Annotated in this window: 17 protein-coding genes; 16 read left to right on the top strand and 1 reads right to left on the bottom strand. The window is 71.1% G+C overall.

The window, feature by feature from the left end:
- Positions 1–64 precede the first annotated feature (64 nt).
- On the bottom strand, positions 65–2,155 hold the full coding sequence (locus HCR68_RS09020) for a PspC domain-containing protein (protein WP_167148733.1): 2,091 nt from the start codon (positions 2,153–2,155) through the stop codon (positions 65–67).
- Between the two features lie 125 nt (positions 2,156–2,280).
- Between HCR68_RS09020 and HCR68_RS09015 the strand changes: the two genes are divergently transcribed.
- The 16 genes from HCR68_RS09015 (at position 2,281) to HCR68_RS08940 (ending at position 16,213) form a co-directional block, all read left to right on the top strand.
- Positions 2,281–3,624: an ATP-binding protein gene (locus tag HCR68_RS09015; RefSeq protein ID WP_243859024.1), complete on the top strand. Its 1,344-nt coding sequence runs from the start codon at positions 2,281–2,283 to the stop codon at positions 3,622–3,624.
- An 84-nt stretch (positions 3,625–3,708) separates the two neighbouring features.
- Positions 3,709–4,422 carry a response regulator transcription factor gene (locus HCR68_RS09010; protein ID WP_208320550.1) on the top strand — a complete coding sequence of 238 codons (714 nt, stop codon included), beginning with the start codon at positions 3,709–3,711 and terminating at the stop codon, positions 4,420–4,422.
- 129 nt (positions 4,423–4,551) lie between these two features.
- Complete coding sequence (locus HCR68_RS09005; RefSeq protein WP_167148731.1) at positions 4,552–5,307, top strand: L-threonylcarbamoyladenylate synthase; 756 nt, start codon at positions 4,552–4,554, stop codon at positions 5,305–5,307.
- Positions 5,304–6,554 carry an MraY family glycosyltransferase gene (locus tag HCR68_RS09000; protein WP_167148729.1) on the top strand — a complete coding sequence of 417 codons (1,251 nt, stop codon included), beginning with the start codon at positions 5,304–5,306 and terminating at the stop codon, positions 6,552–6,554. Before HCR68_RS09005 ends, HCR68_RS09000 begins: the two co-directional genes overlap by 4 nt.
- The gene (locus tag HCR68_RS08995) at positions 6,551–7,021 is read left to right on the top strand and encodes a pseudouridine synthase (protein ID WP_347878323.1); all 471 of its coding nucleotides are present in this window, start codon (positions 6,551–6,553) and stop codon (positions 7,019–7,021) included. Before HCR68_RS09000 ends, HCR68_RS08995 begins: the two co-directional genes overlap by 4 nt.
- Before the next feature lie 249 nt (positions 7,022–7,270).
- Positions 7,271–8,104: a F0F1 ATP synthase subunit A gene (gene atpB, locus HCR68_RS08990; RefSeq protein ID WP_243859029.1), complete on the top strand. Its 834-nt coding sequence runs from the start codon at positions 7,271–7,273 to the stop codon at positions 8,102–8,104.
- Positions 8,105–8,185: 81 nt separating this feature from the next.
- Positions 8,186–8,395: an ATP synthase F0 subunit C gene (gene atpE / locus HCR68_RS08985; RefSeq protein ID WP_126412978.1), complete on the top strand. Its 210-nt coding sequence runs from the start codon at positions 8,186–8,188 to the stop codon at positions 8,393–8,395.
- The gene (locus HCR68_RS08980; RefSeq protein WP_167148727.1) at positions 8,395–9,000 is read left to right on the top strand and encodes a F0F1 ATP synthase subunit B; all 606 of its coding nucleotides are present in this window, start codon (positions 8,395–8,397) and stop codon (positions 8,998–9,000) included. Before atpE ends, HCR68_RS08980 begins: the two co-directional genes overlap by 1 nt.
- Positions 8,997–9,812 carry a F0F1 ATP synthase subunit delta gene (locus HCR68_RS08975; RefSeq protein WP_167148725.1) on the top strand — a complete coding sequence of 272 codons (816 nt, stop codon included), beginning with the start codon at positions 8,997–8,999 and terminating at the stop codon, positions 9,810–9,812. The genes HCR68_RS08980 and HCR68_RS08975 overlap by 4 nt, the downstream gene beginning before the upstream one ends.
- A gap of 130 nt (positions 9,813–9,942) precedes the next feature.
- Positions 9,943–11,574 (top strand): F0F1 ATP synthase subunit alpha, encoded by a 1,632-nt coding sequence (atpA, locus tag HCR68_RS08970; protein ID WP_167148723.1) that lies wholly within the window; start codon positions 9,943–9,945, stop codon positions 11,572–11,574.
- Position 11,575: 1 nt separating this feature from the next.
- On the top strand, positions 11,576–12,520 hold the full coding sequence (locus tag HCR68_RS08965) for a F0F1 ATP synthase subunit gamma (protein ID WP_167148721.1): 945 nt from the start codon (positions 11,576–11,578) through the stop codon (positions 12,518–12,520).
- Positions 12,521–12,615: 95 nt separating this feature from the next.
- Entirely contained in the window at positions 12,616–14,052 is a 1,437-nt protein-coding gene (gene atpD / locus HCR68_RS08960) for a F0F1 ATP synthase subunit beta (RefSeq protein ID WP_167148719.1), read from the top strand.
- 53 nt (positions 14,053–14,105) lie between these two features.
- A complete protein-coding gene (gene atpC / locus HCR68_RS08955) occupies positions 14,106–14,375 on the top strand; it encodes an ATP synthase F1 subunit epsilon (RefSeq protein WP_167148717.1) in 270 nt (89 codons plus the stop codon).
- 3 nt (positions 14,376–14,378) lie between these two features.
- Positions 14,379–14,795: a DUF2550 family protein gene (locus HCR68_RS08950; RefSeq protein WP_167148715.1), complete on the top strand. Its 417-nt coding sequence runs from the start codon at positions 14,379–14,381 to the stop codon at positions 14,793–14,795.
- Between the two features lie 491 nt (positions 14,796–15,286).
- A complete protein-coding gene (gene nucS / locus HCR68_RS08945; protein WP_167148713.1) occupies positions 15,287–15,982 on the top strand; it encodes an endonuclease NucS in 696 nt (231 codons plus the stop codon).
- Positions 15,983–15,994: 12 nt separating this feature from the next.
- A complete protein-coding gene (locus HCR68_RS08940; protein WP_243859023.1) occupies positions 15,995–16,213 on the top strand; it encodes a hypothetical protein in 219 nt (72 codons plus the stop codon).
- Positions 16,214–16,307 lie beyond the last annotated feature (94 nt).

Raw genomic sequence — 16,307 nt, 5'->3', positions numbered from 1 at the left:
GCAGTGCCCGAGTAAGAGGTCTGGGTGTCTGGAGCGAGTGCCGGAGCGTGGGCGGGTGAGCCGATCAGCCGGCGTCCGCCGGGGCGTCGGCGGGAGGCTGCTGCTCAGTCGGGGCCGGGGACGGCGCTGGTGTGGTCGTCCCGGAAGCACTCGGCTGCGCAGTGGGCTGCTCGGACAGGGCCTTCTGCACGCAGGCGTCGTAGGAGGCGCGCTCCTTGGAGGTGAGGTCGGACGGGTTGCGCCAGGTGACGCCCTCGCTGCGGTTGGCCTCGTCCTCGCTCTCGTGGGCCGTGCGGATGCAGGCCTCGGCGTCGTCGGCCGTGACGGCCTGGTGGCTCATGCCCGGAACCGGGAGGGCGCCGTGGTGGGACTCCCCTTTCTCGTCAGTCCAGAAGCTCACGATCCACACGGACTCCTCGATGTTGCCGTACCAGGAGACGGCGCCGCTGTGCTCCTCGACCTCGATCGTCCCGGTGTCCACCGAGGCGTTGATCGTGATCGCCGGCCGGCCGTCCTCGCCGCCGGGGGAGGTCAAGGTGGACGTGACGTTCAGGCCACCCTGGGAGTTCCTGTAGGCGGGAACGGTTGCACCGCCCACGTCGTAGCTGGTCGGGCTCTCGTCGTCCTTCTCCATCTGTCTTCCGTCGACGCTCCAGGCCCGGGAGACCCGCGACTCGATCGCGCCCATGTCGATGTCGGTCTTGACCGTCACCCGCTGGTTGCCGTCGGTCTTGATGATCAGGCGTCCGACGTCGAGGTGAGCGTTGATCGTGGAGAGCCTGCCGGCCTCATCGGCGGGCATGTCGCGCAGGTCCAGGGTGAGGTTGCCGACCTCCTTGCTGTGGGTGACGGTGCCGCTGCTGGCCGATGACGTCAGCTCCTTCCAGGTCACCGTGCTCGAGTCGTAGGTGGCCTCGTTGGTGATGGTTCCGAAGGGCATGCGGGCCAGGCTGGTGGGCACGACCGAGGCGGTCACGAGAGCCGGGATCGCCATGACGAACAAGGCCGGCCAGCCCAGTACCGTCATCCAGCCGCCGCCACGACGGCGCAGACCACTGATGACGATGCCTGCGCCCAGGAGCGCGACCAGGGTGCCGATGAGGATGAACTGGCCCTGGAGCAGTCCAAGGCGGTGGGTCGCCGTGCCGTACCAGACGCCCGCTCCGGTCAGGAGCCCCAGGCCCAGTACCGCCAGGGAGATCGAGGAATCGGGGCCGGGACGGCGCGGGCGCGGCGGACGGACCGGCATGGGAGCCGGCCGGTAGTGCTGGTGCTGGCGGTAGGAGCGGTTCTGCCAGGCCGGACCGTTGACGGGGCCGTTGAAGGTCGAGGCCCCGGAGCCGGGAGCGGTGAAGACGGGGGAGCCGGAGGGTACGGCGGAGTCCGAGGCCGCCGAGGCGGCCCCTGCCTGGCCCGTCTGGGCGCCAGGGCGGGGCCCCGGTGCCTGCGCGGTGCTGTTCCGGGTGGTCTGCCAGGGCTGCGGTCCCTGCGGTCCCTGTGCTCCCTGGGGGCCCCGGGGGTCCTGGGACGCACGCCTGCCGCCGCGACGGTTCTGGACGAATCGGATGGCGAAGATGACGGCCAGGACCGTCAGCCCCAACCAGAAGAGCGACCACACCGGAGCGGCGATGCCCGGAATGCCCCACAGATTGACGTACCAGCCGGGGATGAAGCCGTTGTCGATCGTCGACATGCCGACGATCGTGGCACCGATGGCGCCCGCCAGACCGGCGTTGAAACGGCCGGAGAGGGCCTCCTCCAGGTGGATGCGCCCATCGGACTCCTCGGGCAGGAGCGCCCAGGCCACGCCGTAGAGGACCAGTCCGACGCCGGAGAAGATCGAGAGCACCACCCACACGCAGCGCACCAGGATGGGGTCCAGGCCGAAGCGGTGGGCGACGCCGCCGGCCACCCCGGCGATCCAGCGGTCGTTGGTGCGCATGAGGCCCGAGCCGCGCAGTGAGTCGAAGAAGCGGCGGCTCGCGGCGCCGTCGGGACCGTACTGAGACGGCCCGTACTGCTGGTAGGAGGGCGCGGGGCCGGGCTGAGGACCGGTGGCGCCGGCGTTGTTGCCTGCGTTGCCGGTGGAGAAGCCGGGGAATGAGGAGTCGGCGGCGGAGTCGCCGTCAGACGGGGGAGTGGGCATGTCGTTCATGTCATCAATTCTTCGTGTCGACGCCGCTCCCCACGATCAGGGGACCCCCTGAATGATCCCCGATTGTCCCCCGAAACCCCCGGGGGACGGCCGGACCGGGACCCCTGACGTGCCACGATGGTGCCATGACGACAGCTCAGCAGTGGGGCGCGCAGCCTGCGGGGCCGGGACGCCCGTGGAGCCCGCCCCCGCCCCCGCAGCGTCCCCCTCTGCGACGCCTGCCCCACCATCTGGGGCCGGCCCCGGCCGACCTGCCCGAGGAGGCCGCCCGGCTGCGCAGGCCCGCCCGCATCGCCGGGGTCTGCGCGGGGCTGAGCCTCCATCTGGGAATCCCCGTGCGCTACGTCCGTGCGGCCATGGCCGTCCTCGCGCTCGGCGGCGGTGCGGGCGCCTTCCTCTACGCCCTGCTGTGGGCGACCCTGCCCGGAGAGAGCGCCCCGGCAGGATCCGGCTCGGCCTCGCAGGTCTCCCGGGCCCGCCTGGCCACCCGCGCCGCGGACGGCGTCGGCGCTGAAGGCCACGGGGCAGACGGCGGCTCCGTTCCCGGTCTGTCGCAGACGGTCATCGACGGCGGCTCGCTCCTGCTGGCCGCACTCTTCCTGGCCTCCTGGCGCTTCGGGCTGCTGGACCGGGTCGGCGCGGTGGGAATCGTCATCGTCATCATCGCGGGGGCGGCCCTGGCCTGGTCCCAGATGGACAACCTCGTGGGACCGGACCGCAACCTGGGTGCCGTCGTGCGGGTCGCCGGCGGAGTGTGCCTGGCCGTCGTCGGCATCCTGGTATGGGTGGCCGCGGACAGCTCCCCCTACAAGCTCATCTCCGGGCTCGTCACCGGAGGGGCGCTCGTGGCCGGGATCGGCGTGGTCCTGGCGCCCCTGTGGCTGCGGACCAACCGGGCCCTGGCCGACACCCGCGCCGCCGAGATCCGCGAGGCCGAGCGCGCCGACATCGCCGCCCACCTGCACGACTCGGTCCTGCAGACCCTCACCCTCATCCGCAAGCGCGCCGACGAGCCCGAGACGGTCGCCCGCCTGGCCCGCTCCCAGGAGCGCGAGCTGCGCGCCTGGCTCTACACCGACCGCCCCGCGCCGGGCACCTCCGCGGCCGACGCCTTCACCGACCTGGCCGGCGAGATCGAGGACCGCCACGGCGTGGCCGTCGACACCGTGTGCGTCGGCGACCGGACCCCCGACCGCGACACCGAGGTCATCGTCGCCGCCACCCGCGAGGCCCTGTCCAACGCCGTGCGCCACGGCGCCGCGCCGGTCTCCCTCTACGTCGAGGCCGGCGACCAGCGCCTCGAGGTGTTCGTGCGCGACCACGGTCCCGGATTCGACCTCGATGCCATCGCCGAGGACCGCCACGGCGTGCGCGAGTCCATCATCGCCCGCATGGAGCGCCACGGCGGCAGCGCCAGGGTGCGCCGCATGGCCACCGGCACGGAGGTGGCCCTGTCCCTGCCCGCCTGAGCCGCACCCTCCCGCCTGTCCCCGCCTGTCCCCGCCTATCGTTGTCCCCGTCACACCCCACCGACGTCACCACCAGGAAGGCCCATGGCTGACACACCCGCCGGCACCCCGTCAGACAACCACCCGACCGCTGCGACGACCGCGCCCCTGCGCGTCCTGGTCGTCGACGACCACGCCCTGGTCCGCTCCGGGGTCCGCTCCGAGCTGACGGCCCACGCCCCCGACCTGGACGTCATCGCCGAGGCCGACGACGTCGAGGGCGCCGTCGCCGCCGTCCACGCACTGAGGCCCGACGTCGTCCTGCTCGACGTCCACCTGCCCGGAGGCAACGGCGGGGGAGGGGCCGAGGTCGTCGTCTCCTGCCAGGACGTGCCCGAGACGCGCTTCCTGGCGCTGAGCGTCTCCGACGCCAGCGACGACGTCGTCGGCGTCATCCGGGCCGGCGCCCGCGGCTACGTCACCAAGGCCATCTCCACGGAGGACCTGGCCCAGGCCGTGCGGCGCGTGGCCGCGGGAGACGCCGCCTTCTCCCCGCGCCTGGCCGGCTTCGTCCTGGACGCCTTCGGCGCCGGGGCGGGGGAGGTGGCCGTGGCCGACACCGAGCTCGACCGTCTCTCGGCGCGCGAGCGGGAGGTCATGCGACTCATCGCCCGCGGCTACACCTACAAGGAGTGCGCCTCCGAGCTGTTCATCTCGGTCAAGACCGTCGAGACCCACGTCTCCGCGGTCCTGCGCAAGCTCCAGCTGTCCAACCGCAACGAGCTCACCCGCTGGGCCATGGCCCGCCGCATCGTCTAGCCGCATCGTCTCAACCGGGCCGGGCCGGGGTACTCGCAGGTGATGGACGGTTGCGTCAGGTGACGGTCCGGCATCGCGGCCCGGCCCACACCGTCGCACTGTCCCGCCACCGGCCCGATCCGTGGCAGGATGCGGGACGTGAGCCACCCCCCGCAGCCCTCCGCGAGCACCGCTCATCCCCACCCCGACCCCATCGGTCCGGCCTGCGAGCACCTGCGCGCGGGCGGGCTCGTCATCCTGCCCACGGACACCGTCTACGGCATCGGATGCGAGGCCGCCGACGCCGGGGCGGTCGAGCGACTGCTGGCCGCCAAGGGGCGCGGACGCCGGATGCCACCGCCGGTGCTCGTGGCCGACCCCGCCGACCTGGACGGCGTCGTCTCCGAGGTTCCCGACGCCGCCCGCGCCCTCATGGACGTCTTCTGGCCCGGGCCGCTCACCCTCATCCTTACCGCCGATGAGTCCCTGACCTGGGACCTGGGGGAGACCGGCGGCACCATCGCCGTGCGCATGCCCGACCACGAGCTCGCCCTGGAGCTCCTGGGCGCCAGCGGACCACTCGCGGTCACCTCCGCCAACCCCACCGGCGCACCGCCCGCCACCGACGCCGCCTCCGCCCGTGCCGCCTTCCCCGGACGGGTCCGTGCCGCCGGCGCCGCCGGGGGCGGGGACATCCTCCTGCTCGACGGCGGGGCCACCCCCGGCCCGGTCCCCTCCACCATCGTCACCCTCGCCGGAGTGCACGCCCGCGCCCCCCGCGTCCTGCGCCAGGGAGTCCTGACGCCCGCGGACCTGGCGCGGAAAGCCGGCGTCGACCTGGTCGGGCGGGCGGACGCAGCGGACACAGCGGACACAGCGGACGACAGGACGGAGGTGGGCGCGTGAGGGTCTACCTCCTGGTCATGGCCATCGCCACCGTGACCACCTATGTGGCCGTGCCGATCGTCCGGCACGTCGCCCTGGTGGGCAACGCGCTCACCCCGGTGCGGGCCCGCGACGTCCACTCCACCCCCATCCCGCGCCTGGGCGGGGTCGCCATGTTCTTCGGCCTGTTCTCAGCGATCTCCGTGGCCTCCCAGATCCCCTACCTCTCCGACGTCATCGACTCCAGCGCCTGGGCCGTGGTCCTAGGGGCGGGGCTGGTGTGCCTGCTCGGCGTCGTCGACGACCTGTGGGAGCTGGACTGGATGACCAAGCTCGCAGGCCAGATCCTGGCCGCCGGCGTCATGGCCTGGCAGGGGGTCCAGCTCCTCACCTTCCCGGTGGCGGGGCTGACGATCGGCTCCTCGCGCCTGTCCCTCATCTCCACCGTCATCGTCGTCGTGGCCGCCATCAACGCCGTCAACTTCGTCGACGGGCTCGACGGGCTGGCCGCCGGCATCATCGGGATCGGCTCGACCGCCTTCTTCCTCTACACCTACGTCCTCACCCGCGCCACGAGCCCGGGCTCCTACAGCTCCCTGGCCGCCACGATCGTGGCCGCGCTCATCGGCGTGTGCCTGGGCTTCCTGCCCCACAACTTCAACCCGGCCACCATCTTCATGGGCGACTCCGGGGCGATGCAGCTGGGCCTGGTCTCGGCCGCCTCCACCATCATCGTCACCGGGCAGATCGACCCCGGCAGCTTCGACGGCTCACGCGCCCTGCCCGCCTTCATGCCGATCCTCCTGCCGCTGGCCATCCTCCTGCTGCCCCTGACCGACATGCTCATGGCGATCGTTCGCCGCACCCGCAAGGGGCTCAGCCCCACCCATCCCGACCGCATGCACATGCACCACCGGCTCCTGGCGGCCGGGCACTCCCACCGCCGCGCCGTTCTGGTCATGTACCTGTGGGCCGCCGTCGCCTCCTTCCCCGTGGCCGCGATGGCCTTCTTCCCCCTGCCCTGGGTGATGGTCGGAGCCGCCATCGCGGTCCTGTTCGCCTTCGTCGTCACCGTCGACCTCATGCCCGGGGTGCGTCACGGCCTGCGCTCGGCGCTGCGGCGCCGTCAGGACCGCCAGGAGCAGCGGATCGTCATCTCCCGCAACGTGTCGGGAACCGGTGAGGTGACGCGCCCGGCAGAGGGGCAGGCGCCGCACGGGGCCGCTGTGCCGGCCTCGTCCGGACCGGCTGAGGGGACGCACCGGTGAGTGGAGTGAGTGAGTCGGGCAGCGCCAACACCCGCACCCTGCGCGAGGCCTCCGCCCGTCTGCGCCGGATCCTCACCGTGGCCGCCGTGGTCCTCGTGGTCGGTGAGGCCCTGTGGTGCCTCATCGGCGGTGCCCGCGGCGCCGTGGCCCGCCCGCTGGGCACGCTGCCGGCCGCCGTGGGCTCGACGACGGTGCTGCTGGCCGCGACCTGGTGGTTCCTGGACCGCATGGTCCGCTCCGGCATGGGGGTCCTCGTGGTCTGGATGGCGGGCGGGTACCTGGGAAAGGTCGCAATCCTGGCCGTGGCGCTCCTGGGAGGGCGGGCCCTGGGACTCGACATCAGAGTGATTGGGCTCTCACTCATCGCTGCGATCCTGGTGGGCATGCTCGCCGAGGCGACTGTCCTGGCACAGGCGCGAATCCTTGCCGTGGAGCCGATGCGGGGAGACTCGACGGACCGGTCCTGACCGAGGCGCAGGTTCCTCCGCGGAACGCGGCAGCCATGGTGGCCAGCAGGAAGCCTGCCAGTTCGCTTCGTTGAAACATCCCTAAGCGCTAGCATTGCCAGTGGTTAGCAGGCCTGTGAGGACAGACCTCGAAGCGTGAGAGACATTCGGGAGGATCTCCTGTCCACCAACACCGTCACCGAGAACGGCGCAGCAGTCGACGACGCTGCCGCGCCGCGGACGGCTGACGCCAAGCCGTTCGTCAAGCCGCTGTGGTACTGGGTGCTCCTGGTCATCCTGGTCGCGGTCATCGCGGCGACCGCCGTGCCCGCCTTCACCCAGCACCCTCACTCGCCCAGCGTCGAGGACTTCTTCCCCGAGGCGATCTTCGGCCAGGGCACCCTCCTGGAGTTCAACCGGCTCACCTTCGTGCGCCTCGTCATGGGGGGCCTCCTGTGCCTGACCCTGGGGGTCGCCGCCGCACGCCGGTTCCGGATGGTCCCCGGACGCGGCCAGGCGCCGCTGGAGATCATCGCCGACTTCGTGCGCAGCAACGTCGCCCTCATGCTCCTGGGCAACAAGAACGGACGCCGCTTCGCGCCTCTGCTGGGCACCCTCTTCCTGGGGGTGCTGGCGATGAACCTCTCCGGCATCATCCCGGGACTCAATATCGCCGCCTCCTCCGTGGTGGCCGTGCCCATGGTGTTCGCGGCCCTGACCTACATCACCTTCATCGGAGCCGGCATCAAGGAGCAGGGGGCCGGGCACTTCTTCGCCTCCCAGCTCTTCCCGCCCGGTCTGCCCAAGGCGATGTACCTGCTCATCACCCCCATCGAGTTCCTCTCGAACTTCATCGTGCGGCCGGTGACGCTCACCCTGCGTCTGCTGTGCAACATGGTCTCCGGGCACCTGCTGCTCGGTATGACCTTCTTCGGCACCACCAGCCTGCTCCTGCACCTGCAGGCCTCCTCGACGATCAGTCTCCTGACCGGCGCCGCCATGATCGTGGTGACGCTGTTCGAGGTCTTCGTCGCCGTCCTGCAGGCCTACATCTTCACGATCCTCAGCGCCGTCTACATCAAGCTCTCCATCGAGGCCCACTAGACGCTGCCGACTCCTCGCCCCAGACTCTTCACGACCCACCGACCCCACGCGCCACCCGGCGCCAGAAAGAAGGAACCACACATGTCCCTCACCGCGCTCGCATACGTCGGCTACGGCCTGGCCACGCTCGGCCCGGGCATCGGCATCGGCCTGCTGGTCGGCAAGACCCAGGAGGCCACGGCCCGTCAGCCCGAGGTGGCCGGACGCCTGTTCACCAACATGATCATCGGCGCGGGCATGGTCGAGGCCCTGGGCCTCATCGGCTTCGTCCTGCCGCTCGTCGTTCGCTGATGCTTCCCCTGGCTGCCGAGGGCGGGCAGGGGGGAGGCACGGCCTTCATCCTGCCCCCGCTCTACGAGATCTTCTGGGCGGCGGTCGTCCTCCTGCTCATCCTCCTGGTGGTGGGCCGCTACGCCCTGCCCCGGCTCTACGCCGTCCTGGACGAGCGCGCCAAGCGCATCCAGGAGGGCCTCGACCTGGCCGACAAGGCCGAGCAGGACCAGGCCGACGCCGAGAAGCGCGCCGCCCGGCTGGTGGACGAGGCCCGCCGCGAGGCCGCCCGCATCCGCGACAACGCCCAGAGCGAGGCCAAGGACATCATCGCCCAGGCCCGCGCCGACGCCCAGGCCGAGGCCGCCGGCGTCCTGGAGGGCGCCCAGCGCCAGATCCTCGCGGACAAGCAGGCCGCGCAGATCTCCCTGCGCACCGACGTCGGCATGCTCGCCTCCACCCTGGCCGAGCGCATCGTCGGCGAGCAGCTCAAGGACACGGCCCTGTCCGAGCGCGTCATCGACCGCTTCCTCGACGAGCTCGAGGACATGCCCCCCGTCGAGGGCGTTGACGCGTCCGTGACCGCCGGTTCCGCCTCCGAGCCCACCACGGAGGAGAGGCAGTGAGGACCGGAACCGCCGCCACCCGCGAGACCGTGAGCCAGGCCTGGAGCCCGGTACTCACGGCGGCGGGCGTCGAGGGCCAGGAGCTCGGGCGCCAGATCCTCGCCCTGGCCCACCAGGTCGCGGTCCACTCGCTGTCCGGGCCGCTGACCGACCCGGGCCGCGAGCCCGAGGACAAGGCGGCCCTGGCCCGACGGCTCTTCACCGGGAGCGCGGATGAGCGCGTCGTCGACCTGCTCAGCGCCATGGTCCGCGGCCGCTGGTCCAAGCCGGTCGACCTCATCTCCGCCCTCCACGACCTGGGCATCGAGGCGATCCTCGCCGGCGCCCACGTCGACGGCACCACCGGCGAGATCGAGCAGCAGCTCTTCGAGGTCCACGAGCAGGTCGCCGACAACCGCGAGCTGCGCGAGGCCCTGGCACCCTCCCGGCGCACCCGCACCGAGGCCCGGGTCCGTCTGGCCGAGTCCGTCTTCGGCCCCCACATCAGCGCCCCGGCCATGAGCCTGGTGCGCTGGTGCGTGCGCCACCGCGCCGAGGGCGGGCCGCTGCGCAACCTGCGCCGCGTCGTCGAGCTGGCCGCCGCCATGCGTCACCGCACCATCGCCGACGTCGTCACGGCCATCCCCATGACCACGGCCCAGGAGGCGCGTCTGCGCACCATCCTGGAGCGCCGCCTGGGCACCCGCATCGACCTCAACTGCGAGGTCGACCCCGAGGTCATCGGCGGGGCGCGCGTCATGATCCGCAACCACGTCCTGGACCACACCGTGCGCGGCGCCGTCGCCGAGCTGCGCACCCGCCTGGCCGGATAGCTCCCACCGCAGCCGCACCCGCTGCGAACCGGTCACGCACCGGAGACCACAACTTCACCACCCACCCCGCGCCGACGCCGCCCTCGCCTCGCGCCGCCGGCCCCCAGAACGCAACCAGCAAGGAGACGAGATGGCAGAGCTGACCATCAGGCCCGAGGAGATCCGCTCGGCCCTGAACGAGTTCGCCGAGTCCTACAAGCCCGCCGAGGTCGCGGCCGAGGAGGTCGGGCACGTCGTCTTCGCCGCTGACGGCATCGCGCACGTCGAGGGCCTGCCCGGCGTCATGGCCAACGAGCTGCTCACCTTCGAGGACGGCACCGCGGGCCTGGCCATGAACCTCGAGGAGCGCAAGATCGGCGTCGTCGTCCTGGGCTCCTTCGACGGCATCGACGAGGGCCAGGTCGTGCGCCGCACCGGAGAGGTCCTGTCCGTGCCCGTGGGGGACGCCTACCTGGGCCGCGTCGTCGACCCGCTGGGCCGGCCCATCGACGGCCTGGGCGAGATCGAGGCCGAGGGCCGCCGCGCCCTGGAGCTCCAGGCCCCCGGGGTCATGTCCCGCAAGTCCGTCCACGAGCCCCTTCAGACCGGGCTCAAGGCCATCGACTCGATGATCCCGATCGGCCGCGGCCAGCGCCAGCTCATCATCGGCGACCGCCAGACCGGCAAGACCGCCATCGCCCTGGACACGATCCTCAACCAGAAGGCCGCCTGGGAGACCGGTGACCCGGACAAGCAGGTGCGCTGCATCTACGTGGCCACCGGCCAGAAGGGCTCCACCATCGCCTCCGTGCGCGCCGTCCTGGAGGAGCGCGGCGCCCTGGAGTACACCACGATCGTGGCCTCCCCGGCCTCCGACCCGGCCGGCTTCAAGTACCTCTCGCCCTACACGGGCTCGGCCATCGGCCAGCACTGGATGTACCAGGGCAAGCACGTCCTCATCGTCTTCGACGACCTGTCCAAGCAGGCCGAGGCCTACCGCGCAGTCTCCCTGCTGCTGCGCCGCCCGCCGGGCCGTGAGGCCTACCCCGGTGACGTCTTCTACCTGCACTCGCGCCTGCTGGAGCGCTGCTCCAAGCTCTCCGACGACCTGGGGGCCGGCTCCATGACCGGACTGCCGATCATCGAGACCAAGGCCAACGACGTCTCGGCCTACATCCCCACCAACGTCATCTCCATCACCGACGGGCAGATCTTCCTCCAGTCCGACCTGTTCAACGCCGACCAGCGCCCCGCCGTCGACGTCGGCATCTCCGTGTCCCGCGTGGGCGGCGCCGCCCAGGTCAAGGCCATGAAGAAGGTCGCCGGAACCCTCAAGATCACGCTGGCCCAGTACCGCTCCATGCAGGCCTTCGCCATGTTCGCCTCCGACCTGGACGCCGCCACCCGCGCCCAGCTCACCCGCGGCGAGCGCCTCATGGAGCTGCTCAAGCAGCCCCAGTACACGCCCTACCCGGTGGCCGAGCAGGTCGCCAGCGTCTGGGCCGGGACCAAGGGCTACCTCGACGACCTCGACGTCGCCGACGTCCTGCCCTTCGAGGCGGCCTTCCTGGACTACCTGCGGCGCAACACCGACATCCTGGACACCATCGAGTCCACCGGTCAGCTGGAGGAGGACACCGAGCAGGCCCTCGTCGAGGCCGTGGAGACCTTCCGGCGCACCTTCGCCTCCGGCGAGCAGATGCTCGACGCCCAGGTCGCCGCCCCCGAGGAGGAGCCCACCGCCGAGAGAACCACCGAGCAGCTCGTGGTCAAGAGGGGCTGACGTGGCAGGTAACCAGCGCGTCTACAAGCAGCGCATTCGATCGACCCAGACCCTCCAGAAGGTGTTCCGGGCGATGGAGCTCATCGCCTCGTCCCGGATCGGGCAGGCGCGCCGCAACGCGCAGGAGGCCTCGCCCTACGACCACGCCCTGAGCCAGGCGGTGGCCGCCCTGGGCTCCTACGCCAGGCTGGACCACCCCATCACCCAGGAGCGCACGGACACCAACCGCGTGGCCATCCTCGTGGTCACCTCCGACCGCGGCATGGCCGGCGCCTACTCGGCCACCATCCTGCGCGAGACCGGCCGCCTCATCGAGGAGCTGGTCAAGGACGGCAAGGAGCCGGTCATCTTCACCTTCGGCCGGCGCGCCCACAGCTACTTCAGCTTCCGGGGCACACCGATCGAGTTCTCCTGGACCGGACAGTCCGACCGCCCCAGCGACGCGGCCATCGAGGAGGTGGCCACCACCCTGCTGGACTACTTCCTCCAGTCGCCCGAGGCCGGCGGGGTGGCCGAGGTCCACATCGTCTTCACCCGCTACGTCTCGATGGTCTCCCAGGTCCCCGAGGTGCGCCGGATGCTGCCGCTCAAGGTGGTCGACGTCGCCGGGGCCGGTGAGCTCGACGACGCCGGCAACGAGGCCCTGGAGAAGGAGCTGGCGGCCAAGCACGGCGGCTCCATGCCGCTCTACGAGTTCGAGCCCAGTCCAGGTGAGGTGCTCGACGCGCTCCTGACCCGCTACATGGGCAGCCGCATCCGCAACGCCCTGCTGCAGTCGGCCGCCTCCGAGCTGGCCAGCCGCCAGCAGGCCATGCACACGGCCACGGACAACGCCGAGGACCTCATCATCACCTACACCCGCCTGGCCAATGCGGCGCGCCAGGGCGACATCACCCAGGAGATCACCGAGATCGTCTCGGGTGCCGACGCCCTGGGGGCCGAGTAGGCCGAAGGCAGCACCCGACGTCGTCGAGACCCCATACAGACTCACCTCACCGAGCAGGACCCCCTCTCAGCTCTGGAAGATACGGAAGAACGCACATGGCTGACACCACCACCCCCGGGACGGGACGCATCACCCGCATCATCGGCGCCGTCGTCGACGTCGAGTTCCCGCCTGATGCGATCCCGGCGATGTACAACGCCCTCAAGGTGACCGTCCAGGCCACCAGCGCCGGCGAGGAGCCCCACGAGATCACCCTGGAGGTCGCCCAGCACCTGGGTGACAACATCGTGCGCACGATCTCGCTCAAGCCCACCGACGGCCTGGTGCGCGGCTCGCTGGTGCGCGACACCGGCGCGCCGATCTCCGTGCCCGTGGGCGACGTGACCAAGGGCCACGTCTTCAACGTCACCGGCGACGTCCTCAACCTCGCCGACGGCGAGCAGCTGGAGATCACCGAGCGCTGGCCCATCCACCGCCAGCCCCCGGCCTTCGACCAGCTCGAGTCCAAGGAGCAGATGTTCGAGACCGGCATCAAGGTCATCGACCTGCTCACCCCCTACGTCCAGGGCGGCAAGATCGGCCTGTTCGGCGGCGCGGGCGTGGGCAAGACCGTCCTCATCCAGGAGATGATCCAGCGCGTGGCCCAGAACCACGGCGGTGTCTCCGTGTTCGCCGGGGTGGGGGAGCGCACCCGTGAGGGTAACGACCTCATCGTCGAGATGGACGAGGCCGGCGTGTTCGACAAGACCGCCCTGGTCTTCGGCCAGATGGACGAGCCGCCGGGCACGCGTCTGCGCGTGGCCCTGTCCGCCCTGACCATGGCCGAGTACTTCCGCGACGTCCAGCACCAGGACGTGCTGCTGTTCATCGACAACATCTTCCGCTTCACCCAGGCCGGCTCCGAGGTCTCCACGCTGCTGGGCCGCATGCCCTCGGCCGTGGGCTACCAGCCCAACCTGGCCGACGAGATGGGTCAGCTCCAGGAGCGCATCACCTCAGCGGGCGGCCACTCCATCACCTCCCTGCAGGCGATCTACGTGCCCGCCGACGACTACACCGACCCGGCGCCGGCCACGACCTTCGCCCACCTGGACGCCACCACTGAGCTCAGCCGTGAGATCGCCTCGCGCGGCATCTACCCGGCCGTGGACCCGCTGACCTCCACCTCGCGCCTGCTGGCCCCCGGCTACGTGGGCCAGGAGCACTACGACGTCGCCACCCGCGTGAAGTCCATCCTCCAGAAGAACAAGGAGCTCCAGGACATCATCGCGATCCTCGGCGTCGACGAGCTCGGTGAGGAGGACAAGGTGACGGTGGCCCGAGCCCGCCGCATCGAGCAGTTCCTGTCCCAGAACACCTACATGGCGGAGAAGTTCACCGGCGTGCCCGGCTCCACCGTGCCGCTGTCTGAGACCATCGAGGCCTTCCGCCGCATCTGCGACGGCGACTACGATGACCTGCCGGAGCAGGCCTTCTTCAACATCGGTGGCATCGAGGACCTGGAGCGTCGCGCCGCCGAGCTCAAGGACTGAGACGTAGGATTCGGGTCAGGCCCGGTACAGGAGCAGGAAAGGGGGAGACGCGCTTGAGTGCCCTGAGCGTTGAGGTGGTCTCGCCGGCGGGCGAGGCCTGGACCGGTGAGGTGACGCAGGTTTCCGTCCCTCTGGTCGATGGGGAGCTGGGCATCCTGCCCGGCCGTCAGCCCCTCCTGGCGGTCCTCGGATCCGGGCCGGTGCGCCTGAGCCCGGTGGCCGGAGAGGCGCACAGGATCGAGGTGTCCGGCGGCTTCTGCTCCGTGGACCACGACGTCATCACGATCGCCGCCGACCATGTGAAGCAGGACGCGGAGGTCTGAGGCATGGGGCAGCACGTATGGATGATCGTGGCGATCGGCGCCATCGTCCTCGTGCTGCTGACCGGCGGGTTCCTGGTGCGCCTGCGCTACCTGGCCGGACAGGTCGGCTCCTTCGAGTGCGCCATGCGCCCGCCCGGGGCGCAGCGCTGGCTGAGCGGGGTGGCCTCCTTCCGGCTCGACTCCCTGGAGTGGTACCGGCTCATGTCCCTGTCCACGCGGCCCTCACGGGTGTGGAGGCGCCTGGACCTGGAGCTCTCCGCGGGCCGGCGGCGCCGCGAGCAGGGGCGCGTCGTCGAGGTCCACTGCGTGGATGCCACCGCTAGCCCCGAGGGCTTCGACCTGGCCATGATGGAGGAGTCGCACTCGGCCCTCATCGCCTGGGTGGAGTCCGCCTCCCCCGAGCAGCCCAGCCTGTACTGAGGTCCGGCTGATGAGGCCCGTTGGCCTCCACCGGCCCTCGTGAGCCGGGTCGCTGTCTGGCTCACCCTGTCTCAGGGGCGTTTCCGCGCGCTGGACCACCCCGGTGCCGGATCGGCGACGTACCTTTCACTCGAGGACTGCGTTCCCCCGCAGATCACTGGGACCAGACCCCAGTCATCTGCGAGAAGAGGCAGTCCTCGCGGCAAAAGTACGTCCTCGACGGGGCTCATGACCGTGGACTACCCATGCGTTGGCCTGAGGACGACTCTGCCGCCTGCACTCCACGAGCCTTGGGTCCTACTGGGCGAAGGTGTGGGTGTGCTGCATCGGGGTTGGGGTCCCGTGCAGTGCGGTCAACCCTTGCAGTAGAGCCCGGCCCTCGCGCAGTGGCGTTCCGGCACACCTGAGCGGCCCGCCCGGGTGACGCGATGCTCAGGTGCGCCCGCCCCGGCGTCGCGCCGCCTCGGCCGCGTCCCGGCTAGGGTGGGCGGGTGCGCCTCGTCATTGCCTCCTGCTCCGTCGACTACTCCGGCCGCCTGGATGCCCACCTGCCCCGGGCCACCCGCGTCCTCATGCTCAAGGCCGACGGCTCGGTCCTCGTCCACTCCGACGGCGGCTCCTACAAGCCCCTGAACTGGATGAGCGCCCCGGCCCGCCTCGCCGTCACCGAGCCCGATGAGGAGGCCGCCGCCGACGGTGTGCGCGAGGTCTGGGAGGTGCGCGCCACCAAGACCGACGACCGCCTCGTCATCCGCGTCTTCGAGACGATCTCCGACGTCAGCCATGAGCTCGGCGTGGACCCGGGCCTGACCAAGGATGGCGTCGAGGCCCACCTCCAGGAGCTCCTGGCCGAGCAGATCGAGGTCCTGGGCGACGGCTACCGCCTGGTGCGCCGCGAGTTCCCCACCGCCATCGGCCCGGTCGACATCATGGCCAAGGACCCCGAGGGCCGCTCCGTGGCCGTGGAGATCAAGCGCGTCGGCGGGATCGACGGCGTCGAGCAGCTCACCCGCTACCTCGAGCTCCTCGACCGCGACCCGCTGCTGACCCCCGTCCAGGGCGTCTTCGCCGCCCAGACGATCAAGCCCCAGGCCCGCGTGCTCGCCGAGGACCGCGGCATCCGCTGCGTCACCCTCGACTACGACGCCATGCGCGGCATGGACGACCCCACCTCCCGCCTGTTCTAAGGGGAGACAGCCATGACCGCCGCCCGCGAGTCCTCCCCGCCGCTGCCGCGCGAGGTGAGCCTGGCCCGCATCATCTCCCAGGGCCTTGTGACGGCAACCGCCGCGCCCGACGTCGTCCAGGCGGTGGCTCACCGCCTCGCCATTCAGGGCCAGCAGGTCTCCGCCGTCCCGCACGCCCTGCTCGCGCGCACCCCTAGCTGTACTTCCTCGGGAGGTTGTGAACAGGGCTGAGGTTGTGTGAAGGCCTCCGGCAGGATGTGGGTTGACACATCGCATCACTGACCGGAGGCCTTCATGACCCACGCTAACGCACCGCTGACCCCCA

The sequence above is a fragment of the Actinomyces sp. ZJ308 genome, from assembly GCF_011752065.1.
Classification (GTDB): Bacteria; Actinomycetota; Actinomycetes; order Actinomycetales; family Actinomycetaceae; genus Actinomyces.
This window is presented reverse-complemented; position numbering and strand designations above follow the sequence as displayed.

Coding starts and splice junctions, on each gene's coding strand:
- HCR68_RS09020 (WP_167148733.1), bottom strand. CDS start 2,155: ATGAACGACATGCCCACTCCCCCGTCTGACGGCGACTCCGCCGCCGAC.
- atpE (WP_126412978.1), top strand. CDS start 8,186: ATGTCCCTCACCGCGCTCGCATACGTCGGCTACGGCCTGGCCACGCTC.
- atpD (WP_167148719.1), top strand. CDS start 12,616: ATGGCTGACACCACCACCCCCGGGACGGGACGCATCACCCGCATCATC.
- HCR68_RS08950 (WP_167148715.1), top strand. CDS start 14,379: ATGGGGCAGCACGTATGGATGATCGTGGCGATCGGCGCCATCGTCCTC.
- HCR68_RS09005 (WP_167148731.1), top strand. CDS start 4,552: ATGCGGGACGTGAGCCACCCCCCGCAGCCCTCCGCGAGCACCGCTCAT.
- HCR68_RS09015 (WP_243859024.1), top strand. CDS start 2,281: ATGACGACAGCTCAGCAGTGGGGCGCGCAGCCTGCGGGGCCGGGACGC.
- HCR68_RS09010 (WP_208320550.1), top strand. CDS start 3,709: ATGGCTGACACACCCGCCGGCACCCCGTCAGACAACCACCCGACCGCT.
- atpA (WP_167148723.1), top strand. CDS start 9,943: ATGGCAGAGCTGACCATCAGGCCCGAGGAGATCCGCTCGGCCCTGAAC.
- HCR68_RS08940 (WP_243859023.1), top strand. CDS start 15,995: ATGACCGCCGCCCGCGAGTCCTCCCCGCCGCTGCCGCGCGAGGTGAGC.
- HCR68_RS08980 (WP_167148727.1), top strand. CDS start 8,395: ATGCTTCCCCTGGCTGCCGAGGGCGGGCAGGGGGGAGGCACGGCCTTC.